This window comes from Euzebya rosea (assembly GCF_003073135.1).
In the GTDB taxonomy this organism is placed as follows: domain Bacteria; phylum Actinomycetota; class Nitriliruptoria; order Euzebyales; family Euzebyaceae; genus Euzebya; species Euzebya rosea.
Map to the genome: position 1 here is coordinate 133,803 of NZ_PGDQ01000010.1, position 26,618 is coordinate 160,420.

At 68.8% G+C, this 26,618-nt stretch carries 24 protein-coding genes and 1 pseudogene; 14 read left to right on the forward strand and 11 right to left on the reverse strand.

Annotation, left to right across the window (positions count from 1 at the left end; translation table 11 throughout):
* Positions 1-586: 586 nt before the first annotated feature.
* Positions 587-1,795 carry an ATP-binding protein gene (locus CUC05_RS14760; protein ID WP_108666889.1) on the forward strand — a complete coding sequence of 403 codons (1,209 nt, stop codon included), beginning with the start codon at positions 587-589 and terminating at the stop codon, positions 1,793-1,795.
* Positions 1,792-2,757 carry a tetratricopeptide repeat protein gene (locus CUC05_RS14765; RefSeq protein WP_108666890.1) on the forward strand — a complete coding sequence of 322 codons (966 nt, stop codon included), beginning with the start codon at positions 1,792-1,794 and terminating at the stop codon, positions 2,755-2,757. Before CUC05_RS14760 ends, CUC05_RS14765 begins: the two co-directional genes overlap by 4 nt.
* 139 nt (positions 2,758-2,896) lie before the next feature.
* Here CUC05_RS14765 and CUC05_RS14770 read toward each other — a convergent pair whose 3' ends face one another.
* Together CUC05_RS14770 and CUC05_RS14775 are read right to left on the reverse strand one after the other, a co-directional pair.
* The gene (locus CUC05_RS14770) at positions 2,897-3,418 is read right to left on the reverse strand and encodes a hypothetical protein (protein ID WP_108666891.1); all 522 of its coding nucleotides are present in this window, start codon (positions 3,416-3,418) and stop codon (positions 2,897-2,899) included.
* Entirely contained in the window at positions 3,415-3,966 is a 552-nt protein-coding gene (locus CUC05_RS14775) for a helix-turn-helix domain-containing protein (protein WP_108666892.1), read from the reverse strand. Before CUC05_RS14775 ends, CUC05_RS14770 begins: the two co-directional genes overlap by 4 nt.
* Positions 3,967-4,098: 132 nt before the next feature.
* On the opposite strand from CUC05_RS14775, the gene CUC05_RS14780 reads away from it, so the two are divergent.
* Complete coding sequence (locus CUC05_RS14780; RefSeq protein ID WP_108666893.1) at positions 4,099-4,416, forward strand: hypothetical protein; 318 nt, start codon at positions 4,099-4,101, stop codon at positions 4,414-4,416.
* A gap of 262 nt (positions 4,417-4,678) precedes the next feature.
* Here CUC05_RS14780 and CUC05_RS14785 read toward each other — a convergent pair whose 3' ends face one another.
* Positions 4,679-5,062, reverse strand: coding sequence for a holo-ACP synthase (locus tag CUC05_RS14785; protein WP_108666894.1), 384 nt, complete (start codon positions 5,060-5,062; stop codon positions 4,679-4,681).
* Between the two features lie 53 nt (positions 5,063-5,115).
* Between CUC05_RS14785 and CUC05_RS25365 the strand changes: the two genes are divergently transcribed.
* From CUC05_RS25365 to CUC05_RS14815, 7 genes are all read left to right on the forward strand, one after another.
* Complete coding sequence (locus CUC05_RS25365) at positions 5,116-5,403, forward strand: hypothetical protein (RefSeq protein ID WP_205712346.1); 288 nt, start codon at positions 5,116-5,118, stop codon at positions 5,401-5,403.
* Positions 5,400-5,771 (forward strand): helix-turn-helix domain-containing protein, encoded by a 372-nt coding sequence (locus CUC05_RS25370; RefSeq protein ID WP_205712347.1) that lies wholly within the window; start codon positions 5,400-5,402, stop codon positions 5,769-5,771. Before CUC05_RS25365 ends, CUC05_RS25370 begins: the two co-directional genes overlap by 4 nt.
* A complete protein-coding gene (locus CUC05_RS14795) occupies positions 5,768-6,784 on the forward strand; it encodes an ImmA/IrrE family metallo-endopeptidase (protein WP_108666896.1) in 1,017 nt (338 codons plus the stop codon). The genes CUC05_RS25370 and CUC05_RS14795 overlap by 4 nt, the downstream gene beginning before the upstream one ends.
* Position 6,785: 1 nt before the next feature.
* Positions 6,786-7,400, forward strand: a complete 615-nt coding sequence (locus CUC05_RS14800) for a C1 family peptidase (RefSeq protein ID WP_108666897.1) — start codon at positions 6,786-6,788, stop codon at positions 7,398-7,400.
* Positions 7,401-7,402: 2 nt separating this feature from the next.
* Complete coding sequence (locus tag CUC05_RS14805) at positions 7,403-8,176, forward strand: thymidylate synthase (protein WP_108666898.1); 774 nt, start codon at positions 7,403-7,405, stop codon at positions 8,174-8,176.
* Positions 8,177-8,228: 52 nt separating this feature from the next.
* The gene (locus CUC05_RS14810) at positions 8,229-9,254 is read left to right on the forward strand and encodes a nucleotide kinase domain-containing protein (protein ID WP_157965593.1); all 1,026 of its coding nucleotides are present in this window, start codon (positions 8,229-8,231) and stop codon (positions 9,252-9,254) included.
* Positions 9,255-9,321: 67 nt separating this feature from the next.
* On the forward strand, positions 9,322-10,275 hold the full coding sequence (locus tag CUC05_RS14815) for a class I SAM-dependent methyltransferase (RefSeq protein ID WP_157965594.1): 954 nt from the start codon (positions 9,322-9,324) through the stop codon (positions 10,273-10,275).
* Between the two features lie 5 nt (positions 10,276-10,280).
* On the opposite strand, the gene CUC05_RS14820 is transcribed toward CUC05_RS14815, so the two are convergent.
* Complete coding sequence (locus CUC05_RS14820) at positions 10,281-11,153, reverse strand: nucleoside triphosphate pyrophosphohydrolase family protein (protein ID WP_108666900.1); 873 nt, start codon at positions 11,151-11,153, stop codon at positions 10,281-10,283.
* 308 nt (positions 11,154-11,461) lie between these two features.
* Between CUC05_RS14820 and CUC05_RS14825 the strand changes: the two genes are divergently transcribed.
* Positions 11,462-13,384, forward strand: coding sequence for a site-specific integrase (locus tag CUC05_RS14825; protein ID WP_108666901.1), 1,923 nt, complete (start codon positions 11,462-11,464; stop codon positions 13,382-13,384).
* A 174-nt stretch (positions 13,385-13,558) separates the two neighbouring features.
* On the opposite strand, the gene CUC05_RS14830 is transcribed toward CUC05_RS14825, so the two are convergent.
* Both CUC05_RS14830 and CUC05_RS14835 read right to left on the reverse strand, forming a co-directional pair.
* Entirely contained in the window at positions 13,559-14,371 is an 813-nt protein-coding gene (locus tag CUC05_RS14830; protein WP_338066382.1) for an ImmA/IrrE family metallo-endopeptidase, read from the reverse strand.
* The gene (locus tag CUC05_RS14835) at positions 14,361-15,320 is read right to left on the reverse strand and encodes a hypothetical protein (protein WP_157965596.1); all 960 of its coding nucleotides are present in this window, start codon (positions 15,318-15,320) and stop codon (positions 14,361-14,363) included. Before CUC05_RS14835 ends, CUC05_RS14830 begins: the two co-directional genes overlap by 11 nt.
* 415 nt (positions 15,321-15,735) lie before the next feature.
* Between CUC05_RS14835 and CUC05_RS14840 the strand changes: the two genes are divergently transcribed.
* Both CUC05_RS14840 and CUC05_RS14845 read left to right on the forward strand, forming a co-directional pair.
* The gene (locus tag CUC05_RS14840) at positions 15,736-15,963 is read left to right on the forward strand and encodes a ribbon-helix-helix protein, CopG family (protein WP_108666904.1); all 228 of its coding nucleotides are present in this window, start codon (positions 15,736-15,738) and stop codon (positions 15,961-15,963) included.
* Between the two features lie 74 nt (positions 15,964-16,037).
* Positions 16,038-16,412, forward strand: coding sequence for a hypothetical protein (locus tag CUC05_RS14845; RefSeq protein ID WP_157965597.1), 375 nt, complete (start codon positions 16,038-16,040; stop codon positions 16,410-16,412).
* A 119-nt stretch (positions 16,413-16,531) separates the two neighbouring features.
* Here CUC05_RS14845 and CUC05_RS14850 read toward each other — a convergent pair whose 3' ends face one another.
* On the reverse strand, positions 16,532-20,245 hold the full coding sequence (locus tag CUC05_RS14850) for a hypothetical protein (RefSeq protein ID WP_170128022.1): 3,714 nt from the start codon (positions 20,243-20,245) through the stop codon (positions 16,532-16,534).
* A 326-nt stretch (positions 20,246-20,571) separates the two neighbouring features.
* Positions 20,572-22,266: a glycosyltransferase family 4 protein gene (locus CUC05_RS14855; protein WP_108666907.1), complete on the reverse strand. Its 1,695-nt coding sequence runs from the start codon at positions 22,264-22,266 to the stop codon at positions 20,572-20,574.
* Between the two features lie 222 nt (positions 22,267-22,488).
* Between CUC05_RS14855 and CUC05_RS26125 the strand changes: the two are divergent.
* Positions 22,489-23,041 (forward strand): annotated as a pseudogene (locus CUC05_RS26125) (transposase); the annotation flags it as partial.
* A 268-nt stretch (positions 23,042-23,309) separates the two neighbouring features.
* Here CUC05_RS26125 and CUC05_RS14865 read toward each other — a convergent pair.
* The 3 genes from CUC05_RS14865 to CUC05_RS14875 are packed head-to-tail and all read right to left on the reverse strand — an operon-like array spanning position 23,310 to position 26,614.
* On the reverse strand, positions 23,310-24,941 hold the full coding sequence (locus tag CUC05_RS14865; RefSeq protein WP_108666968.1) for a long-chain fatty acid--CoA ligase: 1,632 nt from the start codon (positions 24,939-24,941) through the stop codon (positions 23,310-23,312).
* Between the two features lie 57 nt (positions 24,942-24,998).
* Positions 24,999-25,496 carry a PaaI family thioesterase gene (locus CUC05_RS14870; protein ID WP_205712348.1) on the reverse strand — a complete coding sequence of 166 codons (498 nt, stop codon included), beginning with the start codon at positions 25,494-25,496 and terminating at the stop codon, positions 24,999-25,001.
* A gap of 26 nt (positions 25,497-25,522) precedes the next feature.
* On the reverse strand, positions 25,523-26,614 hold the full coding sequence (locus CUC05_RS14875) for a BtrH N-terminal domain-containing protein (RefSeq protein ID WP_338066383.1): 1,092 nt from the start codon (positions 26,612-26,614) through the stop codon (positions 25,523-25,525).
* Between the last annotated feature and the right edge of the window lie 4 nt (positions 26,615-26,618).

The following is a 26,618-nucleotide window of genomic DNA, read 5'->3' on the forward strand; positions in this document are numbered from 1 at the left end:
CTGGGTGGGCGGGCCCGCGGGTACTCGGGCAGGATGTTGAGGTGGGGGGGTAGCTTCGTGGGGGTGGACGGCAGGGAAGGGAGGCCTCACGGAGTGGTGTCCGGGCCTGATATGGGACGGGTGAAGGCCGATGCGGGCGAAGACTTCGCCGAGGCCGGTCCGGACGGCAAGCCCGTCCACCGGCCTTGGTGGTGGGCCCTCCGGGACTTGGATGATTCGGCGTTGCACGCCCATGTACGCGAGGCCGGGTGGACCCGGGTTGCCGACGACTCCGGCCGGCCTGACTCAGCAGGCGAGGGTCACTCGCGGCGGGGCCATCTGGTCTTCCCGACCGGGGTGGAGTGCATGTGCTGCAAGTTCAGGTGGCTATTGCGCACCGGTACGGCGCCCAACGTCGTAGGCCTTGACGCGAATCTCCGGCCATGAAGGGTCGCATCGCATCGGCTCCCGCTAGCAGGAACGGAGCCCGAGGGCGCACCTGACCACCGGGCCCGCGATCGGTCGCAAATCGCGCTTGGGCCCCGTGAAGACCTGCAAGCCCGTCCGATGACTACAGTGGGGGGTGTTGACCGGGACGGGAGGTCGGATGCAGGGAGAGGACTTCGTCGGCAGGGCCGAGGAACTCGACGCCCTGAAGGGCTTTCTCGCGGACGATGCGCAGGTGCTGGCGGTCCATGGGATCGGCGGCGTGGGGAAGAGCGCCCTGGTCGGACGGTTCAAGGAGCTGGCCGAGACCACTGGTGTGCGGGTGTCCATGCGCAACGCACCAAACGGGACGATCGGAGTGCCGCGGTTCCTCAAGGAGGTCAGCGGCGATCTCGGTGAGGGGCACGTCGCCTTCGACCGCCTAAACGCCGAACTGGATGAGTACTTGCGGCGGGAGTCGGTACTCGAGGGTGGCGGGGGCGCTGCTGGACTGCTTGGCGCGATCGGTCTGGTCAAGGAGCCAACCGGGCTCTCAGCAGCTGCTTCCAGGCTCGGACAGACGTTGGGCGCCCGCTCCCGGGACCGGCTGGCCGCGGACAGCTACTGGCGCGGAGCACCGGCCAGTCTTGCCGAGGCCTTCGGCGAGGGTTGCGACGGATTGATGCTTGGCAGGCCGAGCGTGGTCGTCATCGATCGGTGGGAGTACGCCTCCGACTTCGACGTGTTCGCCTGCGAGACGCTGGTCCCGCGCTTGCCGAGGTCGGTCAAGGTCATCGTGGCGGGACGTAAGGATCTGGCGATCAGCAACCCGAGATGGCTGTCCGGGAGGATCGGGTTGCATCCAGGGGTCCACGTCGACGAGTTCGCCCCAGAGGACGCACGGGAGTTCCTTCGTCGCGCGGGATTGGAGGAGGCCAGCCGACAGAACGAGGTGCTGGCCGTCGTTGGCGGGTTCCCGCTGCTGCTGGTCCTGCTGCGAACGCTCGCGCGGGGACCAGGTGGCTGGGACGCGGTCGGTCCCCTCCAGCCGCGCGACAACAACCAGCTCGCCCGCCTACTACTCGAGCGCATCCTCGATGCCCCCGGCGGGGAGGAACTCGGGCCGGCACTGGAACTGGGTTGCATTCCGGATCACCTGACCCCGGCACTGGTCGGGGTGGTACTCGAAGTCGAGGAGCCGGAGGCAGCCCGCATCTACGACCTGCTCGACGACAGCGAGTTGACCGAACCGCATCCATCCGGCATCCGGATCCACGACCGGGTCCGGGAGCTTCTTCTCGACCGTTTGAAGTTCAACCGGCCCGATGCCTTCCAGGCAGTCTCGGCAAGGGTTGTCGACCACTACCGGCGTCAGGTCCCGCGCCCATGAATCTGGACCCGATCATCGGGCTGGTCACAGCCTTGACCCAGATGGACGATGACATCGGCGCGGCGTCGGAGTTGACCGACTTCATCGAGGATCTTCGAGCCTCCGGCGATCTCGCGTCCGCTCGACGACTGGTCAACGACGTCAAGGACGCACCGTGGGACGAGCGTCTCAGGGGAGTGGTCACCTACGCCGCTGGCTATCTGGCCGACCTCGACGGCAAGCCGTCTGAGGCGATGACGCACTTCCGTGCCTCACGACGACACTTCGCGGCGGTCGGCCTGAGAGACCTTGAAGCCGTGGCGCTGTTCCAGATCGGAGCGCTGCATCGGGAGTCGGGCGATCTAGCGGCGGCGTCCGCTTCGCTCGCAGAGGCTATTGGGGTTGCCGAAGGCGAACTCGTCCGAGCCCGCGCAAGTCACAACCACGTACACGTCCTTCACCAGATGGGGGAGCAACAACTGGCGATCTCGCTGCAGGAGGAATGCCTGCGGACGTTCGACCGTCACGACGACCACGTCAACGCTGCCTCGGCACGCCTCAGCCTCGGCGTCATGTTGACCGAGGAGCAGCGCTTCGACGAGGCACTCGGTCCCCTCTTGTCCGCAGCGGTGTCGTTCGCCGCCCTGCCGAACGACATCGGCGGGGGCCAAGCCAGCAGCCTCGCCGTGCTCGCCCAGATCGTGGCGAGGACAGGCGACCATGCCAACGCCATCCTCGTCCTTGACCGCTGCGCGGCTCTGTTCCTTGATGCCGGCCTGGTGGTCCGCGCTGCCACGGTGATGCTCGACATGGGCAAGATCTGCTTCGGCGCCGATGATCACGAAGCCGCGCGACTTCAGCTCGATGCTTCCGAGCGCGGCTTTGCTTCGGTGGAGGATGCCCGTGGAGTTGCCGCGGTCCGCGCGCTACGCAATCTGCTCCGCGAACCCGATGGGGACGGCGACTCTCCCAAGTTCGAGTGAGGCGGCCCTTGCCCAGGTCGCGTCCGCCACCCCCCATGGTGGACGCCACGCTGGGCCCAGGTTCGTGGAGGCCTGAAGTTTGCGGCCTGACGGGTGAGGTGGGCACGTTCGGCGACTGTCGGTGCGGATCCGATGCCGCTCAGGCACGGCGGATGTCGAAGGTTTCCAATCCGATCTCAGCGATCACTGTCTCCTCCTCGCCCGCGTCGGCCCACTCCGCACCGTCGGGCAGTCCCTGAATGACGGAGAGTCCGCACTCGTCGTCGGTCCATATGGTGGCCACCCCCCAGCTCCAGAGCACCGTCCCGGAACGGCGGTGTCTGACCTGTCGGCCCCCGGCGGTTAGGACCCAGGTGCCGTCGGCCCTGATCGCTCCGCCGTGGCGGATCGGTTCCGCGCCTGACCCTGCCCGAGGGATCGGGTCGCATCGGTCGGTGGGCAGATGCAGGCGCCAGCCCTCGGTGAGGAGATCCCACGCGTGCGGGTCCTCGCCGGCGAGCCCGAGGCAGGACAGCAGGTCCAGGGGTCGGATGTGGGCGGTCGTCGCAGGGCGGTCCGGCCACGTCACCGTTGCCCAGCAGGCGTCGACGACGATCTCGGCCTGTCTGCCGTCCCGGGTGTGGTGAAGCTGCCAGTTCGTGATGTCGTGATGGTCGGTCATGTCGGTCCTTCACTTGGTGTGGTGGGTGCGGGTCCGGCCTTCGCCGCACCGCGGGTGTTGAGGTGGGCGAGCCCGTTGGCGTCGGCGTGGCGTGCCACGGTTTGGGGACTCACGCCTTGGCGCCGTGCGATCTCGGCGTAGCTGAACCCCTCTAGGAGCCACGCCTGCAGGTCGTCGGGGTTGAGGCGTCGAGCGACGTCGCGTCGGCGCCTGGCCGCTTGTCCGCCCCCGGTCCTGGCGATGGTGCACTGGCGTAGCTGGGAGGCCGATAGCGGCACGCCAGCGGTGGCGAGCAGCCGCGCGACCGTGGACCAGCTGGTTGCCTGGCGTCGCTTCTCCACGTCGATCTGGCCCCTGATGCGGTCCCGGAGCGTCGCCCGCCACAGGCCGGTCAACAGCGTGTAGGCCGAGGCCAGCGCGATGAGGCGCTCGCGGCCCGGATGGCTGTTTCTGAGCGTGAGTGCACTGTCGGTGAGGTCGCGGGCAGCCTGCTCGAGCTGGTCAGCGAGTTCGGTTGTCGGTTGTGGGTAGTCGGGTTCTCTGGTCACGTCCTGCTCCCAAGTGTCGTTAATAACGGCACTCTAGCGCGTGGGTGCGACGTGGTCACACTCCGGCTGGTTGGGGAGGCCCGTCCGGCCTGCCGCCGGCCGATAGGGTGAGGGCATGTGCAGGGCGATCTCATGAGCGACTCCAAGGAAGGCATCGGCGGGATCGGTCGGGAGTTCTGGTCCGATCCCCGTGTTGGTGCGGCGCTCCGGTCATTGGCCCTCCGACACGGGCGGGGTGACGGGCTCGACGAGGTGGTGGTCGCGTTCGCGGCCGAGGAGACCGCGAGGGACTTCGTCACCGGGCTGGTGGCCGAGGCCGTCGGCGGCGAGCACAGTTGGTCGGCGGTCGCTGAACGTCTCGGACTGTCACGACCTGCCGTCACCCAGCGCTACGACCCGGCGCAGCGAGAGGCCAACCGCCAGCGTCAGATCCGGCACCAGGCGCGCTGACCACCGAGGCATTCAACACGTGTCCCCCGCGGCTCGAATCACGCGGTCGTCGTCGCGGAAGGCGGGTCGGATACATCGGCCGCGTCGCGCCGATCTGCCGGGGTCAGACGAGACCGCGCTCACGCATGGTCGTCAACGCCCAGTCGCGGTATGGCGCGACGTCGAACCTCGCGTCGAGGAGCATCTGCTCGGTCAAGCTGAATACGGGGGTTCGACTACCCTCACCCGCTCCACCCACACGGGACGCGGTCGGCCCGAGGGTTCAGCCGGGTGTTCGTGCCATCGCGATCGCCCCGGCCATCGGTCGGACATGCGTGAGCGAGATCGTGACGAGCACACCCAGCGAACGGGCCCGGCGTGCGACCTCGCCGTGTAATGCGACGGCTGTGTCCGGGCCGCCTCCGACGACCTCCACGTCAAGGGGTTCCAGGCCCGGCATCCCTAGGCACTTGTGGACGGCCTCCTTGGCCGCCAGACGCGCGGCCAGGCATTGACCGGGATCCGGTTCGCCACGGCTGTAGGCGACCTCGCCGGCATGGAACAACTCTTCCAGCAGTCGTGGGTTGCGCTTCAGCTTCTCGGCCAATCGGTCCGGCTCAACGAGGTCGATCCCCACGTACGGCACTGTCGGCAATTCCTGCATCATGCTTGATTATCCTATACGATGTCGACTATTCCGACACACTGGAGGTCCCCGTGATGCCAACCGCGAGCCCCGCCGCCCCTCCCGCCACATGGACCCCGACGGCCCTGCAGGCCGTGGTCCTGGATCTGCTTGCAGAACTCCTGATGGAGGACCGCGAGGAGTTGGAGCAACGGCTCTCAGTGACCCCTGCCATGCCCGTGGACTCCTTGGACATGATGGATATTATCGCCGGGTTCAAGCAGCGGACGGGCCTGTCGGTCCACAAGGGCCGCCTCCGCAGGCACCACATGCGGTCGGTCAGCGCGTTTGTCGGGTTCGTCAGCAGCCGGTCCGGCACGTGACCGGCACCGACGACGGGACGCCTGATGAGGCGGCAGCCCTAGCACGACGCCTGAAGCAGGCTCGTGAGTTCCTCAACCTGTCCCAGCAGTTCGTGGCCGAGCAGACCGGAATCAGCCGGACCGCCGTGTCCGACATCGAACGCGGCGCACGTCGCGTGGAGAGCCTGGAGCTGAAGCGCCTCGCGCGGCTGTACCGGATGCCGGTCGACTACTTCCTCGGCGGCGGATCGGTCGAGGGCGCCGCCGAGGCGACCAGCACGGCGCTCGCCCGCGCAGCGGGCGATCTGGACGAGGAGGCGCAGGAGGAAGTCATCCGCTTCGCGCTGTTTCTCAGGAACTACCGGACCCCAGGGGAGGGCGGCTCGTGACGACCTGGGAGGAGGCCAACCGCAGGGCCGGTGTCATGGCTGGGGAATGGCACGCCGAACTCGGCATCGACCTGTCCCGCCCGGTCGACCCGTTCGATGCCATCCGCCGTCTCGGCATCATCCTGGCCTTCGGCAGGCTCGGAAGGACGTCCGGCCTGTACCTTCCGGCGGGACCGGCTCAACCCCAGCCGGGGATCCTGCTCCACGTCGGGCACCCTCGCACACGGCAACGCTACTCCGCGGCGCACGAGCTCGGCCACCACGTGTTCGGGCACGCAATGGGAGTCGACGGCGACCTCGAACGGGCCCGCCGGAAGGAAACGGGCTGGACGACTGAGGAGAAGGAGGCCGAAGCGTTCGGCGCATGGTTCCTGATGCCCCGTCGGCTCGTGAGAACGGGGCTGCGCACCCTCGGCATCGACACCCCGAGGGATCCGTTGGACGTCTATGCGCTGTCGCTGTGGTTGGGGACCAGCTACACCGCCACCGCCCACCAGCTCGCAACCGTGCGGATCGTCGGTCGTGACGACGCGTCGAGGTGGGCCACAGTCCCACCCCGCACCATCAAGCGCACGATCGCCGGGACGATGGTGCCCGACATCATGCGAAACGACGTCCTGTGGGTCGACGTGCGACGGGCGGCTCACGAGGTCAGCGGGCGGCCAGGGGACAGGATCGTGGTAACCGTCGACGACGTGCCTAGCAGCGGGATCACTTGGAGGGTCGCCGAACGATCGGTGTTGCCCCTGGCGGCGGACTCCTTCATGGATGACTGGGATGCCGACATCCACCTCGTCCACGACGACGGTGAACTGGCCGGCGGGACCTATCCGCGGTCCTTCGCACTCGACGTCCCCCCTGGCATCGGGGTGGGCCCGCACCCGCTTGAGCTGATCCGCGACCGGCCCTTCGACGAAAGCGAACCCGTTGAACGCGTCAGGATTCCCGTGACGATCGATCCCGGTCTGAGCGGCCTACAGCTCCCCGAGGCTGCAATGGCCATGCACTCCTGACATGGACCACCGATCAGCACAGACACCGGTCCGCGACCAAGGGTCCCGGCCGACGTGCGTCGGGTTCGCCGTGGCTGCGGCCCATGAATGGCATTCGGGTGCGGACCAGGTCATGTCGCCTGAGGACGTGATGTGGGCGGGCCACCAGATCGGAGGGATCCCTGGCCGCGAGGACATCAGCGTCCAGTGGGCCCTGGAAGGACTCGACGTCCACGACCTCACCACGGAGCACGCGTGGCCGTACGGACGCCCCACCTGGCAGCACGGACGACCGCACGAGGCCCGTGACCCCGCCAACCGGGCCTCGGTCCCGGAATGGCGTCGCGCCGCCCCCTGCGACTTCGGCACCGTCGCCGACAGCGCGACCGATGGCAAGCCCGTCATCCTCACCCTCCGTCTCGTCCCCGCCGCCTGGTACACCGACGGGCCTGTGGACGCCCCTGCGGGCCTGAGGACGTTCGGCAGTCACGCCGTCCTCGTTGTCGGCACCCAGGCGAAGTCGCTGGTGGTCAAGAACTCCTGGGGCGACGGCTGGCAGACCGGCGGCTACGGCCTCGTCACCCGCGAGTACGTCGACGCCTATGGCGTCGTGGCACACACCCTGTTTGGAGCCTGATCATGACCGACCGCTACCTCGAGGCCGACAACGTCTCCACCGGCTGGCTGGCCGCCACCAGGCTGCTCGCGTCATCCGGCAACCCTTGGAAGCACGTTCACCTCATCCTTCGAATCGCCGACCCGACGGCCGAGACACCCGAGATCCGCACGGCGGCCCAGGACCTCATCGACACCGTCAACCGGCGGCGATCGGAGCAGGACCACCTGCCACACATCGACACGACCCGCAACACCATCTTCCCGGTGGCCTTCACCGGACGCACCGACGGCCCCGAGGACCTCGCGGCCTACTACCGCGACCGGTACAGAGATATTCAGCGGTACAGAGGGAACCGGCTCGGCACGTACTTCGGTCGGATCGTGGCGTATCCCACACCCGGTGGTAAGTCGATTGACCAGCTCTCCAACACCGTGGAGAAGCTCCGCTCATCCATCACCAAGAACCAGAACAGGACGTCCCGGTACGAGATCGCGATCTACGCGCCGGGCAGGGACCGCAATATGTGGATGAGTTTCCCCTGTCTGGCCCACGTGTCGCTGCACTACCACGCGGGGCGGTTGCACATGCAGGCCATCTACCGCAACGAATCGCTGGTCCCGCGGGCCTACGGCAACTACCTCGGGCTCGGTCAGCTGCTGGCCTACATCGCCGACCACTCCGGCGCCGAGGTGGGGGAGCTCCTGATGACGCTCGGGCATGTCGAGATGGGCGTCAACATCACGCCGGTCCGCGAGATGCTGAGGGGTCTAGCCGACCCTCCCGAAGCGGCCTGACTGCCCGGGTCGCCAGCGGCACGCCATCGCAGGGTTGTGGAATGCTCCTGTCATGGAGCCCACCCCGCGACCCGACGTTTACGACACCTACTGGCGGTTCGCCGCGGAACGCCAGCGGATCTTCATGCAGCGCACGTACGGCCGTCCAGGCCCCTGGACCGACGATCCGATCCTCACCGAGTACAAGTTCTGCAACACCTTCAGGGCGTCCGACCGCGTCTCGCAGTACCTCATCCGCGATGTTATCCACGGCGAACGAGGCCGCGGGTTGCCCGCGGAGGACGTGTTCCTCCGCATCGTTCTGTTCCGTCTCTTCTCCAAGGAACGGACATGGCAGCGGTTGGAGGAGGCCACGGGCGGCGTGCGGCGGAGCACCCTGGACACCGCCCTCCTGGGTGAGGTCCTGGACCGCACCCGCCGCGACGGTGCCATCTACACCTCGGCGTTCATCCTCTGCGCCCACGACGCCTACGGCCACTCCTCCAAGCACCGCAACCACCTCGAGCTCGTGCAGCGCATGTTCGCGCCCGGCGGCCTCGGGGGAAGGCTCGCACGGGCCCGCGACCTCGGAGAGGTCGTCGCGCGGCTGGCGGAATGGCCGATGATCGGACCGTTCATGAGCTACCAACTGGCGGTGGACCTGAACTACAGCGGCGAGCTCGACTTCGACGAGGACGACTACACCGTCGCCGGCCCCGGTGCCGTCCGAGGCCTGAACAAGGTCTTCGCCGACTTCGGGTCATATACGCCCTCCCAGCTGATCATGCGGATGGTCGACCGTCAGGAGGAGGAGTTCGACCGCCTCGGTCTGACGTTCGGCGGACTGTTCGGCCGTCGACTCCACGCCATCGACTGCCAGGGTCTGTTCTGCGAAACCGACAAGTACTCCCGCGCCGCGTTCCCGGACCTGAAGAGCAACCGCGTCCGCATCAAGCAGCGCTACACCCGCAGCGGACCGCTCGAACCGCCTTTCTACCCGCCGAAGTGGGGCCTCAACGACAAGCTCCCCGCACCTGCCGACGGGTCACCCGCCGGGGTGCAGACCCCCTTGTTCACGACCGAACCGGTCCCGGTGTGACGCCCTCCCCGTCCCACCGCACTGCCCGCTACCCCACCACAGCCGCGGCGATGTCTGAGTGGACGGCGTGACCGGGTTCTCCGCGGAGCTCTGCCGGCGGACCCTCGAACGAGCGGCGGCCTTCGAAGAGGACCAGCGGATCGCCGTCCTCGGTGCGACACCGGCCGGCCGCGCGGTGACCGCCGCCCTTGTCCGGGTCGGCCTCGGCGACCTTGTCACGGGACTGTTCGACGACGAAGGGATCGCGGTGACGTCGATGGCCGACCTGCCAGGGGCGGCACCGACCCTGCTGGTGATCGCCCACGACGACGCCAAGGAGGCCTGGCTCCTGCGGGCCCGGGACCTGCTCGACGGCCAACGCCCACCCCCGGACGTCGTCATCGCCGGGACCGGCCATCTCGCCTTCAACGACGAACGGTACGCCCGGCTCGACGCCCCGGCCCTCGTCCCGTCCTACGCGACCGGATCACCGCACACACGCCACCACATCTACAACTGCCTGACCGCAGCCGCCACCGCGGGGTTGGACGGCGCGATCGTTGAGTTCGGAGCATTCAAAGGCGGCACCACCGCATGGATGGCCCGCGTCGCATCGGATCTGGGCATCGACGGGCCCGTGATCGGATTCGACACCTGGGACGGCTTCCCCGCCCGACGGTCCTTGCTGGACCTGTACGAACACCCGCGCTGCGTGTTCGGAGACCTTGACGCCGTCAGGGCCTACACCGCACCGTACGGTGTCGAGCTCGTCGCCGGTGACATCACCGAGACCTTCCACAGGTTGGCCGGCATGCCATTGCTGCTGTCGTTCTTCGACACCGACAACTACAGCCCGGCACGCGCCGCCCTGGAACTCTGTGCCGATCAGACCGTCGTGGGCGGCTCGATCGTGTTAGACCACGTCGCGACCCTTCCCGATTACGTCGACACCGTCGGGGAAAGAATCGCCGCGGCCGAGGTCCTCGACGACAGACCGTTCCTGCACCTGCACGACACCGGGGTCTACACGCGGATCCGCTGACCCGGTCAGGCAGACGAGTACTCGATCGTCCCGATCTGCAGATCCAGCCTGAGGACCCCCCCGTGACCGTCGCGCAACGCACGCCAGATCTCGAAGGACCGCAGAATCGCCCGCTCCCACTGGGACGCCGTCCTGTCCCGGACCTCCAAGCCGGCCGTCAGCCGACGGATGGTCGTGAGCAGGGAGAAATCGACGTGCTCGACGTCCGCCAGATAGCCGACGTCGGCGGCGTAGTCGAACGCGAACGCCGCGATCGCCTCCTCGATCACCATGGCCCGTCCAGCGTCCTCCACCTCCCTGACGTACGGGACGCTGTCACGCCGCCGATTGAGGAACCGTCGCACCACGGGTGACCATCCCAGGAGGGCGGCATAGGTGAAGTGGAACGCGTCGTGATACCGATAGCCGTCGTTAGCATACGAGTTGTCGGTCAGCCGGTCCCCGAGCTGCCGGCCCCCCTCGAAGGCCCGGACCTCGACCTTGCCGTCATCCGCCAGTGTCTCCTCGAAGCGGACCTCCAACCGCCTGGGCAGCTGCTCCTCCACCGGGTATGCCTCGTCCAACAGCGGGGGCTGGCTGGTCTGGGTGGGCCAACGCCCCGCGACCTTGTGTAGGTTTGCCAACGCGATCTTGTCCATCGACAGGCCAAGCTTGCTCGCGACGTTGGCGCAGTACCAAAGGATGTCGCCGATCTCGTCGGCCATCTCGCTTGCGAACAACTCGTAGGCGTCTCCGTCACGGAGCCACTTCTTCACATGGCGGGTAAGGGAACCGACCTCCGAAGCCAACCCGACGATCGGGAAGAGCACTGCGGTCGTGTCCTCTCCGGGGCGCTGGTCGGTCGCCACCGCCCTCGTCTGGTACTCGCTCAACTCCATTGCGTCCTCCTGATCGCGATGATGGTTCGGTCGAAGACACACCGGGCGACGGTTCTTGGTTGCGGCAGGTGACGACCTCTAGGTGTACCTCCCAGCGAGGTTGTTGACGCGCGACCGGCACCAAGGGCTGGCTGAGCTGACGGGTGGAGCCCGTGACCCGTTTCATGGACAAACGGATACTCAAAGACCACTGGCCGCCCCGGGAAGACGATCCTCCCCGGGCTGTCACACCCACGCACTAGCGTTAATAACGTCATTCAAGTTAGTGGTGGCCCCAACCGACACCCAACTCAGCCAAGGACACACCCATGCACGACGACGATCATCACCTCGACCCCTCGCGCCTGCGGGCACCCGACGACCTTTCCGGGCTCGTCGACCTCGAAGCCGTGCCGACGCCCCTGTTCGACCTGAAGCCGACACCCTGCTCGACCGCCGGGTGTGAGGGGACGACCACCTCAACCGGGGGGCTGTGCGGTCCCTGCCTCAACGCGGCAACCGAGGCCCGCCAGACCAGCCCAAGTCCGCGCCTGTCCCGTCCCCCCGGACGGCTTGGGCTCGACGAACTCCTCGCTCGCAGCGCCGCCCTGGCTGGTCGCGTCACCGAGGACGCCGAACCGGAGATGCGCAACCACGCCCGCGATCTCCAGGAGTTCTGCCGGGAGACGGGTGCCGGGACGCGTCTGGACGACATCGACGTGTGGGTCCTGACCGACCTCGCGGAGATCCGTGCCTACGCACTGGACCTCCTGGACCGCTACGGACTACCCCTCCCCGAACCCAACGGCCCCACGCCGAACGTGGACATCGACGACCGGATCAACCGGGGCACCTGGGACCGTCGGTTCCACCTGCTCGACCGCTGGCACATGCGCCACAACGTCGCGCCCCCCTGGCGGACGCTCGCCGAACACCCCTCCGGCGGACTGTTCGTCAGGGACCTGCGGGCCGCATACCTCAAGGCCCACAGCGGACAGGCCCGCGACCCCCTCGAACTCGACGTCCTCTTTCGCCTGCTGATCGGCCTCGGACGTCCCGACCCCCACCAGCTGAATACCGCCGCACTGATCGCTGCGGCGACACACCCCGACGTCGCGTTGGACGGCACACGTGTCGCCGACGGCGCACGGATCCCACTCAACCTCTGGCGCGACCTGGAGGTCCACCAGGTCCGCGATGACGGCGTCACGATCCGTGCGACGGTCCGCTCCAACCGGCTTATCCGCGAGGTCCTCGTCCCGCCCGGGCCCGCGGCCCACGTGCGGGCCCTGCTCGACCTTCGACGAGGCGGCGCGACGGAAGGGCCGTTGTTCCGCAACGCCAACGGGCAGCCGTTCGGTCCCAACGGCGTCCCCACATCCCTGCGGAACGCCATCGCCACCCACGGCCACTCCCTCCCGGACTGGCAGGCGGGCAGGGGCATCATCCGGATGCCGAAGCCGGGTGAGGGCGAGGTCCTCATCGATCGGGTCCTCCGACTCCCCGACGAGGCCCTCCGCGATGCCGCATGGCTCGCCAACGCCTTCTGGACCGCCTCTAGGGGCGGGGAGACACTGAACCGGACCGTTCGCGACGCCGTACCGAGCGCCGCCGGCATCCTCTGGCGGCTGCCCCGCAAGCCCGACAAGGTCGGCCGCCGCACCCCTTACCTCGCACCCCACCTCCGCTGGCGCGAGGTGGATCCCGCCAACCTGCTGCTCCGCTGGCGTGGCCGGCTTGCCGCCCTCTGGCGAGGTCAGGGACACGACCCCGGCCGGTTCGGTCCCGACTGCCGGCTGTTCCCCACCGACCTGAACGACGTTGTCGCCGTCCCCGCCGACGTCATCCGCCGTTTCAACCGCAGGGTCGCCGGCTACCAGACGCGCTTCGCGTTCCTGCCCGACTACCTCAACCTGGGCACCCATTCCCTGCGGTCCGGACTCGTGACCAGCGGTCGGACCCTGGGGATCCCTGACCCCTCACTGATGCAGCAGGGCGGATGGCACGACGTCACGGTGTTCCACAGCTACTTCGCCACGATCCGGCCCGGTTCGGCGAGCCATGCGACCACGCTGATGGTCGCCGCCTTCGACCCCGCTGCACCGGTCACCGGCGGCCTCGGCGAACGGATCGCAGGGATTCTTGCGGGCCTGGACGACACCTGCGGCTGCCTGGTCTGCACCGAGTTGACCTACCCGGTGGCTGACATCGAGGAGGTCATCAGGTCCAACGGGTTGGACCGACCCCACTGACTGAACGGCTCGATCCAGGTCGAGCGACCCGGTCCGCCGTACGAGCGGTCGGATCGCACCCGGGTCCGACCGTCCGGCTCGTTCGCGCTCTCGCGCCTGGGTGCGCCGTCGCCGCTGGCCTCAGCCATGCATGAGCTGGGGTTGGACGGTGGTTGGCGCGGCCGGCTACGAGACTCATGGCGCGGTTCTCCTGCTGTGCGAGCAGAAGTCGGTGCTCCAGGCCAGGTGTCTGCCGTCCTGTCGTGCGATCAGGATCGTCACCTGCCGGCTGGATCGATAGCCGGAGCCGACGATCTCGTGGTCGACGGCCGACTCGGCACAGCGGGCACTGAACTCGATCGGGACCTCGCGATCCACCGGCAACGCCGACAGCTGCGCCTGGGACTCAAGGCCGACGCAGAGTTCGTCGAGCTGATCTCGTCGCATGCCCACCACCCCGCGTGGCCGGCCGAAGGCCGGTGACAGGAACCGCCACAGGCGGACGGGCCGCCCCACACGTCGGAGGCGGACGGCAACGGCGGAGAGGGTCACGCGGTACGCCCTTGCCATTGCCTGGAAGTCTCCGATCGACAACGCGTCGCGGCGGGCCAGGGCCCGCATGTCGTCGGTCGGCAACAACATCGCTCCCGCGACGGCGTCGCACAGTCGCTCCAGGTCCCACCCACCCGCCGGAAGCGTGGAGCCGTGGACGCGGGCCCGCTCGACCAGGACGTGGCCGAGTTCGTGAGCGAACGTGAATCGCAGGCGGGATTCGCTTGCCAGTTCTTCCCTCAGGTACACCACCGGTAGCCCCTCCTCCCAGCGGGTGAGACCTCGCCAGGCCTGCGATGCCGGCGCCTGACGCACTCGGACCCGAAGCTCACGGGCCACTGCGTCCAGATCCACAGCTCTTGGTGCCCCCCCGAGGGTCGGACGGTGGAGGCCGGCAAGCAGTTCGTCGGCTCGTCGGGCTGTGGACACCGACCATGGGCGGCCTCTACCGGCCACGCAGGATCTCCTCGTGGAGATTGGCCCAGTCCGCTGTGCTCACCAGCATCAGGTGCTGTGCGGCCTCCCCGGTGACCAAGCCGAGGCCCAGACGGGCGGCACGTTCGAGCATCTGCGCCCGGATCGGCTGGGGGACCGGCTCGGCCGCGCAGTAGCTGTCGAAGGTCGAGCGCGCCGGGTCGGGGAGCAGTGAGGCGAGGGGGGTGGGCGCGATCGTGCTGTCAGGATGCAACTGGATCCCTAGGAGGACCTCGAGTGCTCGCAGCTGTTCAGCGGTCAGCGAGGCGAGTGCCAGTGGGTGCACGGCGGCGACGGTTGCCTGCTCCCGGGTCAGCGGCAGGCTGTCGGGCCACTCGGCATCGCCTCCTCGCAGGGACAGCGCGCGGCCGAGCGCGTCTGCAGGCCCCTGCCACACCCGGCGCTTCGAAGCGCGCCGGTTCGCGGTCAGGACCAGACGCTGCCTGAGCTGGTGGAGGCGCTCGCCGAGCAGCCTGGGAAGTTCGGGCGGTGCGTCGTAGACGAGCGGTGGGAGGGTGGCGCCAACCTTGGGGTTCGCGTACAGGTAGGACAGCGGCCCGACGTGCTGTCGGACGATGGGCAGGATCAGGGCGCCGATGCCGCGCAGCCGCTGGACCTGGGCTCCGACGCCCTGGGACCCTGGCACGACGAAGACCGCGACGAGGTCGGCCTCCCACGTGATGTCGCACCCGGAGTGGTCCTCGTGCAACGGGTGGCCCACGATGTCGAGCCATTCCAGCCGGGTGTTGGACACCAGGTCGCTGATGTAGTCCTCCACGATCCGGCGCTCCTCGCCGGCCTGGTTGGTGTCGGCCTGGGCGAACAGCGCCCTCGGCCGCACCGCCGTCGGCGAGACCGCCTCCCACAGCGTCAGCTGTCCGGCGCGCCCCGACGGCCGTTCGTCGTCATCGGACTGTTCGACCGCGGACATGTCGAACGGCAGGTCGTGTTCCCGACAGAACACTTGGGCAACCCCGAGGGCGAGCTCATCCGTTCGCGGTCCGGCCCCCATGGCTTCGACCAAGCCGCGAACCACCAGTTGGACGTAGTCGCGTGCGCCGATCTCCCGCCCCTCCAGGGGATGCGCCACCCTCCGCACCCGATCCGGGCGAAGGTTGTGGGCAAAGCCGACCTCGTCGGCGACCCAGGCGGCGGTCCGCTCCGTCCACCCAGGTTCAACGATCATGACCCACAGCAAACCATGTGCGTACGATGTGCGCAACATGTGCGTAGAAGGTTGCTCGAACGCACAGGATGTGGGACACTAGGGGGCCGGCACACGAGTGCCGCCCGGTCTACGCGCCGATACGCGCCGACTCGCCCCACCCCGAAGCACCCATGGCTCGATGAGAGGAATCACCACCGTGCCCGAAACCGTACGAATCTCCGCGAACCTCGCCCCTGAGGTCGTCGACGCACTGAGGTCGCTCGCCGAGCGTCGCGGCACCACCATGACCGAGGTGCTCCGACGGGCCATCTCCCTGGAGCAGTTCCTCGACGAACGCCTCCGGGACGGCGGTCGCCTGATGATCGAGGATGAGGACGAGAAGCTCAGCACCGTCGTCCGCTACTAGCCGCCGTGCCCGACCACGACGATGAGCCCGGCCCTCCGGCAGAGCCCCGTCGGGACTCCGACAAGGACCCGGCCGTGACGGCTGCCGGTGACCCACCGCCCGGCGAGGCCGACCGCGGAGGTCGGACCGGAGCCGACGATATCGTGCCGTCGGGTGAGGCCGAGGTCGACCTCGGCACCGATGCAGGCCCACTGCTTCGCACCGACGCCCAACCGGAGAAGGCCCGCGACCAGGTCCGGGCAATCATCGCCTACGCGCTCCTGGGTCTGCTGGCCGTCATCGTCCTCACCAGCGCAGCGATGCTGCTGATCGCCTGGGGCAAGGACGACGCATCGGAGAGGATCGAAGACCTCGTCGAGGTGCTGCAGGTCGTCCTGCCGCCCGTCGTTGCGGTCGTCGGAAGCGTCACCGGCTTCTACTACGGATCCCAGGACCGTCCCCGCAAGTGACGGGACGCCGCGCACCCAATCGTGAGGGGCCCGGCGACACCCTGAGCGAGACGTGGGTGTCGGGCCTCCCCCGGGGCTCGTGGTGGCCGCCTCGCCCACCCGGCTGGGGCGTTCCCTGCTCAGCCGTCGGGGGAGACGAGGGCCGCGAGCAGCGCGGACCGTCGTGATCCAGACCGGTCGAGAAGTCGGTCGTCGACGAGTTCGCTGATGGTGATCGCGAGGTCGACCGCCCCGGCTGAGCGGATGACGGGGTCCTGCCGGGTCAGGTAGATCGTCGTCGTCGATGGGTGTGCGTGTCCGAGGTGGCGTTGGACGGCGAGCAGGTCCCTGGTGATCTCGGCGTGGTAAATCGCCCCGGACGGTCGGAGGCTCCGGGGGAGCAGCCCGGCCAGGTCCGGCACGTCCTCACACATCCGGTCCCACGCTGCACGTCGTTCGTGGTAGCGGCTCGAGTAGTCGTGAGCGGAACCGCGTCCGGCCCACATCAGTCGGCCGTCGCCCGCCGCGGCGTGGCGGGCGAGATCCAGGAGGCGGCGGGGGTCCAGGGCGTCGTCGGTGTGCGGCATCCACACCGTGTAGGGCCGGAACCCGCCCCGCTTTGTGGCACCACGGACGTCGAGTCGGACCGCGTCGGGGTGGGCGTGGAGATCCTCGGCGTGGATCGCGTCGATGCTGCCCGGCCGCAATGCACCGGCGAACCCCGCCACGAGGAACCCGATCGTGGTGGGGTCCGACGCGGCGTCGGCTAGACCGAGGAACACCTCCCGTGTGGCCACCGGCGGCTGCCGGCGCTCCACAACGACTCCGCGGTCGCGTTCCTCCTCGATGGCCCTTGCGACGGTCTGACGTGCGGGGCCGAGCCAGGCGCTGGCGATGCTCGGCGACGGCGCGAGCCGCCCGAGGAGGAACAGGTCACGCTCGAGTGCCGTCGCAGCCGTCGATTTGTTGCACAGCTCGTCCATCACCCAACGGTGGATCCCCTCCGGGGTGCGGGTGATGATCGACACGGTGTCGGGGTCGGCGTCGGGGTGCAGGGCGGCGACGGCCTCCTGGACTCGCTGCCCCACCGCCGCCGACGACCTCGGCCGCGAGTGGCCGGGGAGCAGCTCGGTGTCGATGAGGAGTCGGCGGACGGCCTCGACCGCCCCCGGCAGGTCATTCGGGCCGATGAGGGAGAAGGGCTCGGAGGACCGTGTGACCGCGATGTACTCGCTGGTCCCGGTCATCTCCCGGCGCACTCTCGTCTGCCACGCGTCCAGGTCGATGCCGGGGTCGGCCAGGTCGCCGGCGTCGACGTAGGTGGCGGTGTGCCCGGCCTGCAGCTCGTGGCCGAGGAGTACGACGACCTCCGACCAGCCGAGCCGGTGGTAGGTCAGCGTCGCCGCGGTCCGCCGGAACGTGCCGGAGGTGATCGAGGAGGGGTGCCAGCCGAGCCGGGTGCACCAGCGGGCGAGGGTCTTGCGGTACGCCGACTCGCTGAGCAGGTCGCTGAGCCGCCGAGCGTCGACGGGGATGTGCGGTGCGAGAGCGGCGGCGGCGCAGGCCGGGCACAGGTGGTGGTCGGGGGTGTGGTCGATGCGGGTCCACCGCTGCCCGGTCTTGGTCGGTGTGCGGGTGGGGGAGTGGTGGCCGTCCGCGGCGCCGCGGATCTGTGCGACGGAGACCCCGAGCGGGTCCATGCCGCGCATCGCCTGGACGTGCGCGAGCCGGCCGGCGAAGACAACGGCGAGCGTTCGCAGTCGGGCGTCCGCCAGCACGACGGCGGGGTCGTCGTACGCCTGGCGTCGGTGGCGCCAGGGCCGCTGTGCGACACCGGCGGCCACCACCTGGGCGAGGCCGGCCGCGGACAGGCCGGCTGCTACGACCACGGTGTCGTCCAGGGTTGTGCCGCCGACGCGGACGGTCGGGCTGTCGACGATGATGTTGCTGCGGTCGAGCAGATGGGGGGCCAGACCGTGCGCGTGGAGCACGGGGTGGAGCAGGGCGGCGGCCGCGGCGGTCTGCCAGGTCGTCGGGGCGAACCAGGCCGGGTGGTCGGCGAGCAACCGTGAGACGGCGACCAGGGGGGCGGCGAAGGCCTTGGTGGTCCGCCGATTCCGCGGAGGTCGGGGTCCGATCGCCCTGACGACCGGCCGTACGAGCCGGGTGACGGGCTGGCGGTCCTGGCGGGCGCACATGGCGTTGAGGTCGGTGACGATGGTGTCGGCGAGGGCGTGGACCTCCGCGCCGGCAAGGTGTTCGGCGTGCAGGAACGCCGCGACGTGCCACTCCTCGACGGTGCCCAGGTCCAGCCCCGCCGCGGCCGCCCAGCGGCTGAAGCGCAATGACCGCCAGGACTGCAGGGCGGCCGCGTCGGCGTCTCGTCGCCGACGTCCCGTGGGCCGACCGGCCCCGGTGAGCCCGACCCTGGCGAGGTGGGTGCGAAGGGTGTTGACCGTGACGCCGAGCCGGTCCGCGATCTCGGCGTGGGTGTGCCCCTCGGCGATGAGGTCGGCAAGTTCACCGCGTGTGGAGGTCACCGGGACCGCGGTCGCGGCGAGGGTCAGGCCGAGCCGTCGCAGCGCGCGGTTGGTCTCCGCCCCCGTCGTGCCCAGCCTCGCAGCGACGTCCGCCCGGGTGCCGCCGGCGGCACGGGCCGCGGCGACCGCTTCGCGGACGGCGTCGTCTTCTGGTCGGGGTGCGGTCCACCACCTCAACCCGGCTCCCGCCAGCCTGCGGCTGAGGGTCCCGGGGGTGATGTCGAGTTCGGTGGCGGTCGTTGTGATGGTCGCACGTCGGGCGGCGGCACCGGCAACGATCTCGGCGAGATCGCGTTCGGCATCGTCTGGCGGGGCCCACCAGTCGACCCCGGCGGCGTCCAGCCTGTCGATGAGCACCCGGGTGGTCACCCCGGCCCGGTGGGCCAGCCCGTGACGCGACCAGCCGCGGCGTCTGGCAAGGTCAACGGCGCCTGAGGGGTCGCCCTCGAGGTCGATCGCCAGCTCGACGGTCGACGACCTCGGGCGGCGACCGGGGCCCCCGTCCGCGTGGTGGCTCCCGGTCCACCACTCGACGCCCGCTCGACGCAGCCTCCTGCGTACCGCGTCCGCGGTCGTGCCGAGCTCCTCGGCGAGCCGGGCCTGGGTCCAGCCGTTGGCCGCGGCCGTGGCGACGTGCTCCGCCCACACGGCCGGGTCGGGGGGAGGGTGGCGACGTACACCCTTCTCGTTCATCCGGTTGCGGAGCACATGGACGGTCGTGCCCAGGTGGGCGGCGAGTTGCTCGTTGGTCCAGCCCTGTTCGTTGCCGAGCGCGACCGCAGCCGCCACGTCACCGTCCCAGCCGCGGGGCACGGGCTTGGCGGCCCGTGCGGCCCTGAGCGTGGCGGACTGGTCGCGCCACCAGGCCACCCCGTCGCGGTCGAGTGCGGCGTCCAGCGTCGGGCGGGACACCCCCAGGTGCTCACACAGCCGGCCCTTGGTCCAGCCCCGCTCGGCGGCCAGGGCGACGACGGCGGCGGCGTCGGGCACCGACCGGCCTGGCCCGCGCCGTTCCCAGACCAGGCCGAGCGCGTCCATGCGAGCGGTCAGGGTCTTGACGGTGACACCGAGCCGCTCGGCCACCATCCGCTTGGACGCGCCCGCAGCGGCCCCCCGGGCCACGGCGGTTGTGACCTCGGCGTCGTCGGGCCGGTGGCGACGCCACGCGAGACCGTCGGCGTCGAGGGCGGCGACGAGCGCCTTGCGGTCCACCCCGAGACGCCGCGCGACTGCGGCCATCGATTCCCCCTGCGCCCGCGCGTCGGCGGCCAGCGTCGCCAGGTCCGACCCCGCCGGCAGCCCCCCGGCACTCACCGCCACGCCACCGCGAGGCGTAGGTCCGGCTCACACCGGCCGGGCCCCCGCAGCCTGGTCGGTTCACATCGGCCAGCCCGCGGACCTCCCACAACTTCACACCGGAGGGCTCCTTTCAAGGCCGAAGGAGACTCATCGGTGTGATTCGACATGCGCGGTGGATGGTCGGTGGGATTCGGTGGTGAATGAGGTTGGCATGGGTGTGATGTGTAGCCGTGTCCCAGCCGGAGCGAGGTGATCCGGACCCCTGCTGGGAGGCATGACGCAGTAGTTGCGCCTCGCGAACTGCGTGGGCGGGTGGACGGGCCCGTCCACCCTCGACGGCCTCATGGCGACGGTGTCGCGGCGTAGGGGCCTACCGCCCAGGTGATGTTGGTCGCGCAACCGCGCCATCTGAAGCGGCGGCGTGCGCGAGTGCGCAGGTCGGCCGCGCGCCGATTGGCTCCATCGAGGTCGTCGAGCAATTCGACGATTGCGTCGCGCCATGCCGTCGCGGGGTCTACACCGCCGATCTCGCGGACGGGCAGCCGGATCTCCGGGGCGAGATCGGTGAGCAGCATCCCGGCTCCGCTCTCGTCGGAGACCAGCACGGGGATCCCCTCACCGATCGCCTCGAAGGCGACCAGGCCGAACCCCTCGACCGCCGAGGGGACGAGCACCGCCGCCGCCCGTCCGAAGTGGTCCCGGAGTACGTCCGGGTCGTCAGTGAACGGCTGCATCTCCACGTCCAGGCCCCGTCCATCCCAATTCTCGATTATGTGCGCGCGCAGGTCCGCCCGTTCGGCGTCCGGCACCCCGACGAGGAGAAGATGGGGACGGGTCTCGCGTGGCCTGTCGATGGACGCGAGCGCCCGGACGACTACGTCAACGCCCTTGATGGTGGCGTCCTCCAAACGGCCGAGGAGCAGCAGGACGGGACGGCCGCCTCGAGCGCGCGGCCTCGGTTCGGTGTCGGGAACGCCGGGGATCAGCGCGTGCACGTGGACGTCGTATCGGGCGCCAAGGTTGTTGGCCAGGTATCGCCCTATTGCGAAGACGTGATCTGCTGCGCGAGAGAGTGCTCGTTCGATGTCGTTTCTCATATGCGCGTCGTGCGTGACATTCGGCGTGTCTTTGAACGACGAGAGTTCGATGGGGTCCATGTGTAGAAGGTGGGCATACTGCGCGTCGACCGATCGGGCCAGTCCGATGGCCTGCTGCCCGGTCACCCTGCCGTGGCCGATCACCAGATCGACCCGCTGGGGCAGCCCGGGGTGCCGTCCCGTCAGATACACCAGCCCGTCGTCGACGATCGGGACGTGGTCGCTCCAGGCCAGGAGTGTGACGTCGCGTTGTGCGGCGTCTTCGACCTCGTGCTCGCCTGCCTCAGGGACGATGGTGTAGGTGTCGTGCATGGTGGCGAGCGCGCTGGCGAGTTCACGGTTGACCGTCGAGACCCCACCCTTTGACGACCGCCATTCGGTGCCCACGAGGACGATGTGCAGCCGCTCGAAGCGGAGTGGATCGTCCGGAGGTCCCGTGTGGACGTAGGAGCTAATCTCCGCATGGTGCAGCCATTCCGGGTGCGCGTTGCAGGCCATCTTGGCCACGCGCTCGGCCCTAGCGTCGTCCATCGTGTCGAGCCATGCGAGCAGTGTTTTGTGATCCTGCACCGCCGCGGCGTCGACCGCGTCGGCTAGCTGTCCGTCCCAGCTTCCCACGTCGTATTGCTCGCCGACCCAAAGCCGCATGTCCGACTGCACGTCATGGCCGTCAGACCACCAATCAAGGTCCAGACCGACCCCACAGGTGGCACATGCGTCCGGGACGGAGTCGGCGTTGTACCACTCCACGCAGACGGGACAGGGCACGGTACGGTTCCCGCACGCGTCGCACTGCTCCAACTCCACCTGCCCGTATGCGACCACGACGTCTGCCTCGGCTCCTGTCGTGACGATGGCGTTCGCCACCTCCACGACCTGCCAATCCCCCAGGCAGGAGATCCCGTTGCCCCAGTCCATGTGCACGTCGATCTTCTCCACGCCTTCATCCTATTGAGAAGGTCGGGTGCTCACCTGCCTCTCCGACGGTGCATCTCGGTACCCCCTTCGGGCACCCTTGTGCGCAGACTCGTCATCCTCATGGGGCAAGGTGAACTGTCGACAGCGTCGGGTCGCGTCGGTCCCCATCAGGGCCTCGGCGAGCTCGGAGACGACAGACTGCTCTTGGGCCGTCGTGCGTTGCCTTCGTGCTATGGGAGACGCTCGATCTCTCAGATCATGGCTGCGGCCCTCCGAGGAGCTGATCGAGGTCGAGCTCACTGCCAAGGTCGGCGCCGAGCCTGGGGAGCGGAATCCCGTTCCGCCTCAACCAGCGCAACGGCCACCGCCCCATGCTGCTCTCGACCCCGGCGGGCGATGTCGAGGTCGCGACCAAGCTGCGCAAGGGCAGCTTCTTCCCCGAGCTGCTCGAGCCTCGCCGTCGCATCGACAAGGCCCTGTGGGCGGGGATCATGCGTGCCTACATCACCGGGACTACCTCGAGGGAGGTCGATAGGACTCGTCAAGGCCTTGGGCCGTGAGAGACATCTCGAGAGTCGACGGTGAGCCCTGTGCGCAAGCTCATCGACGACGGCGTCGCGATCCTGCGGCAGCCCCGGCCGGATCCTCAGCCGTTCTGCTACGTCTGGTTGGGCGCGCCCTACGCCCACGTCCGCGAGGCCGGCCAGGTCGTCAGGAAGCCGTTGTCATCGCTACCGGTGTCCGCGGTGATGGGCGCCACGAGGTCCTCGGGGTCGACACCGGCAACTCTGCGAACGGGAAAGGCTGTACGAGTTCTCCGCAGCCTTGCGGACGGCCACACACGGCGCTGGGCTGGCGCACTTCTGCTGAGGCGCTCGAGCAGCTACTGCGAGCCGCTGAACAGACAGGCGTTGCGACGACGGTTGAGCCGAAGCAGTTCACGTGGCGGATGTTCACCCCTTCGTGGTCGAAGCTCGCCAGATCACCACCGCAGCATGAGCGTCCAGTCACCAGACTTCACGAAACTCATGGCACCACCGAGGCCTTCACATCACCCGGGCGCCTCACCCGTCGGCTGGGCCCTGGATGGCCAGGCTTCCCTCCCGGTGCTGCGCGCGAAGCAGCTTCTTATCGTACTTGCCGACCGACGTCTTCGGGACCTCTTCGATGAAGGTCCAACGCTCCGGAATCCACCACTTGGCAACCTTGTCGGCGAGGTACTGCTGCAGGTCACTCGGCGTCGTGAACGCGTGGGGGGTCAGCACGACGCAGGCCAGAGGCCGCTCCGTCCACTTATCGTCCGGGATCCCGATGACTGTTGCCTCCACCACCTCCGGATGACCGATGATGGCGTTCTCCAAGTCGACGGAGGAAATCCACTCCCCACCCGACTTGATGACGTCCTTGGTCCGGTCCACGACCTGCATGAAACCATTGGGTTCGACAAGGCCCACGTCGCCGGTCCGGAGCCAGCCGTCCTCGGTGAACTTCTCCGGGTCGTCGACGTTGTGGTAACGCCTGGCTATCCAGGGGCCCCTCACCTGCACCTCGCCGACCGACTGGCCGTCCCAAGGTTGCTCGATGCCACCATCGACGATCCTCAGCTCAACGCCGGGCACGAGCCGTCCAGTCTTCGCTCGCCAGTTCGCCTGGGTTTCAGGGTCGTCGGCGGCGCTCGCTGGCGGGATCGACAGGGTCCCGAGCGGTGACATCTCCGTCATTCCCCAGCCTTGGACGATCTTCACGCCATGATCGATGTCGAAGGCCAGGACCATGGATCTGGGCACGGCTGCGCCGCCGACGACGACACGTTGGAGTGACGACAGGTCGATGTCGGTCTGGCGACCCAGCTGGAGGACGCCGTTCCACACGGTCGGGACCGCCGCGGAGAAGTTCGGTTGCTCGGCCTCGATGAAGCGTACCAACGGTTCGGGCTGGAGAAACGGTCCCGGCTGGAGGATGTCGGAGCCCATGGCCCAGCAGATGTAGATGAGGCCCCATGCGTTCGCGTGGAACTGCGGCACAACGATGAGGCTCCGGTCCCCCTCGCTGACATGGAGGCCCCCTGCGGCAGCCCCCATGGCGTGCGTCCACTGGGATCGATGGCTGTACGCCACGCCCTTGGGGCTGCCAGTGGTGCCGGACGTGTGGCACAGCATGCTGGCGGCCGACTCCTCCACATGGGGCCAGGCGAAGCCCGACGGCGGATCCCTCAGGAGGTCGTCGTAGCGAATGACCGGACGATCGAGGAGTGAGACGTCCCCCTCACCGACCACCACGACATGCTCTACCGTCCGCAGTGCGTCCCCTGCCTGGGCCAGCAACCCGATGAGGGACCCGTCCACGAGGATGACCCGGTCACCACCGTCCCGGATGACGTAGTCAAGCTGGTCCGCCGACAGGCGGATGTTGAGCGTGTGCAGGACCGCCCCCATGCACGGGACGGCGAAGTACGCCTCCACATGCTCCTGGTTGTTCCACATGAACGTGCCGACCACATCGCCCGGCTGAACTCCCAAGGACGCGAGCCCAGCGGCCAGACGCTGTGTCCGATCGGCCGTCTCGGCGAACGTCACACGTCGCGATGCGTCCCCGAGCCACGTGACCACCTCGCGTTCTGCGTGCACCCGTGAGCCGTGCCGGAACAGCTGTGTCACGGTCAGGGGCAGATCGTCCATCATCGTGCTGGTGATCATCGTCATCCTTTCTGGCAGGGTGCGTGTCCGCGGTCTTTCCTCGGTCGTTGCCTCGGATCAGTCCTGAAGACCGAATCGTGCGCTGGGATCTGAGAGATGGGCGAAGTCGACCTCCACGAAGTGGGCCGTCGCGGTGACGATCTGACGGCCGCCCTGGCTCGCCGAGGCCTCCAGATGGAGGTCACGTCCTCGGCGTTCCACCAGTGAGGCAGTCAGATGGGTGTCGACGTCGAGCCGAGTCGGCAGCCGATAGGTGACGTGGAGGTCCCTCGTGACCGCAGGGACCATGATGCGGACCAGGACGAAGCCGAACAGATCGTCCAGCACTGCTGCGACCGCGCCTCCGTGTGCGACACCCGGCGCCCCCCCGTGAGACGCATCGAACTGCTGCGTCGCCTGGACTGCGTGACCGTCGGCCGCGAACACCTGCAGCCCCAGCCCTGAGGGGTTCTCCTCGCCGCACACGAAGCACCACGGGGCGTGCGGGGGCAGCCGCTCGCCTGCAGCCCACCCGCCCTTCTCGAAGGCATCACGGATGGCTTGCCCCAAGGCCACGGCATCCTGCCCGCCGGGACCTGCCGTCATCCCTCTGCCCGATGGCCGGCCGGCGTCGTGCGTGCTGCGAGTTCCAGAGCAGCGCACGCAGCCCGCTCCAGATGGGTGATCTCGCGCACGGTGTCTTCGAGCTCACGGAGTGAGGACGACTCCCCAACGCACGCTGTTGCGAGTGACGACCACGCCCTGGCGGCGGTCTCCCATGCCTGGCCAGCCTCGGCGAAGGGGGCGCTCTCGAGTCGGTCCGCGACGTCGGTGCAGAACTCCGCCTGGAGCCGTCGGAACAGACCACCCCCCGTCCCAGCCTTCTCGATGAACACCGCCAGGGCCCGGCGGGACTGCGACAGGGCCTCCTCGTCCATGACCGAGGCCCACGAGCCGAGATCGGCGGCGAAGGTCTCCAGGCCCTTCAGCCCGGTGCCAGTGACCGTCCTTGGCGGTAGCGCGATCGGATCGAAGAGCTGACCCGCGCCCTCCCTCAGCTGGCGAGCCGCAGCCGCCGCAGCGGATGTCGCTGCCGTGGCGAGGTCCGGCAGCTCGTGCGGAAAGCGCATCGGCCAGGTCGCGTAGCGAACGGGATCGGGGAACCCGGTCGAGGAACGGGCTCGGTCGAGGTCCTCGGCAGGGACTACCTGGGGCTCGATCCGGTCATTGTCAACAACGGTGACCGTGCCGGCCGTCTCGTCGTAGCCGATGGCCACGATGTCGTGACGGGTGTTGGACAGCTGGACGCGCAGGTACGGCAGGAACGCGATGTCGGCGTTGAGCATCACCGGGCGGCCTTGGTCCAGCTCGTCGGTGAGCCACCTCCAGGCAACGGCCGGGTCGTCGGTCTGGTTCCGGGAGGTCTCCACTCCCAGCCGCGCGCACACGTTGGCTTCCAGTTCGGCGTCCCGACCAACGAGGTAGACCGGGGGAGTGAGGCCGGGGACCCGCAGGTAGGTGAAGGCCAGCGATCCCCCCAGGCCGAACACCAGGCCCTCGCTGAGCGGTCGACCCCAGTCCAGTCCCGCCCACGTGAGCAGATCTCGCAGAGCGCCAGAGCCGCAATGACCTCCGAGCCGCTGGGGGTACCCATCGATGTGCACTGCGCGCCGCATCGTCCTGTCTCCAACCATGACC

What these genes read in the sequence shown, in the direction of transcription:
- CUC05_RS14760 (WP_108666889.1), top strand. Translation starts at nt 587, where the DNA reads ATGCAGGGAGAGGACTTCGTCGGCAGGGCCGAGGAACTCGACGCCCTG.
- CUC05_RS14765 (WP_108666890.1), top strand. Translation starts at nt 1,792, where the DNA reads ATGAATCTGGACCCGATCATCGGGCTGGTCACAGCCTTGACCCAGATG.
- CUC05_RS14770 (WP_108666891.1), bottom strand. Translation starts at nt 3,418, where the DNA reads ATGACCGACCATCACGACATCACGAACTGGCAGCTTCACCACACCCGG.
- CUC05_RS14780 (WP_108666893.1), top strand. Translation starts at nt 4,099, where the DNA reads ATGAGCGACTCCAAGGAAGGCATCGGCGGGATCGGTCGGGAGTTCTGG.
- CUC05_RS14785 (WP_108666894.1), bottom strand. Translation starts at nt 5,062, where the DNA reads ATGATGCAGGAATTGCCGACAGTGCCGTACGTGGGGATCGACCTCGTT.
- CUC05_RS25365 (WP_205712346.1), top strand. Translation starts at nt 5,116, where the DNA reads ATGCCAACCGCGAGCCCCGCCGCCCCTCCCGCCACATGGACCCCGACG.
- CUC05_RS14800 (WP_108666897.1), top strand. Translation starts at nt 6,786, where the DNA reads ATGGACCACCGATCAGCACAGACACCGGTCCGCGACCAAGGGTCCCGG.
- CUC05_RS14805 (WP_108666898.1), top strand. Translation starts at nt 7,403, where the DNA reads ATGACCGACCGCTACCTCGAGGCCGACAACGTCTCCACCGGCTGGCTG.
- CUC05_RS14810 (WP_157965593.1), top strand. Translation starts at nt 8,229, where the DNA reads ATGGAGCCCACCCCGCGACCCGACGTTTACGACACCTACTGGCGGTTC.
- CUC05_RS14820 (WP_108666900.1), bottom strand. Translation starts at nt 11,153, where the DNA reads ATGGAGTTGAGCGAGTACCAGACGAGGGCGGTGGCGACCGACCAGCGC.
- CUC05_RS14825 (WP_108666901.1), top strand. Translation starts at nt 11,462, where the DNA reads ATGCACGACGACGATCATCACCTCGACCCCTCGCGCCTGCGGGCACCC.
- CUC05_RS14835 (WP_157965596.1), bottom strand. Translation starts at nt 15,320, where the DNA reads ATGTCCGCGGTCGAACAGTCCGATGACGACGAACGGCCGTCGGGGCGC.
- CUC05_RS14840 (WP_108666904.1), top strand. Translation starts at nt 15,736, where the DNA reads ATGAGAGGAATCACCACCGTGCCCGAAACCGTACGAATCTCCGCGAAC.
- CUC05_RS14865 (WP_108666968.1), bottom strand. Translation starts at nt 24,941, where the DNA reads ATGATCACCAGCACGATGATGGACGATCTGCCCCTGACCGTGACACAG.
- CUC05_RS14875 (WP_338066383.1), bottom strand. Translation starts at nt 26,614, where the DNA reads ATGGTTGGAGACAGGACGATGCGGCGCGCAGTGCACATCGATGGGTAC.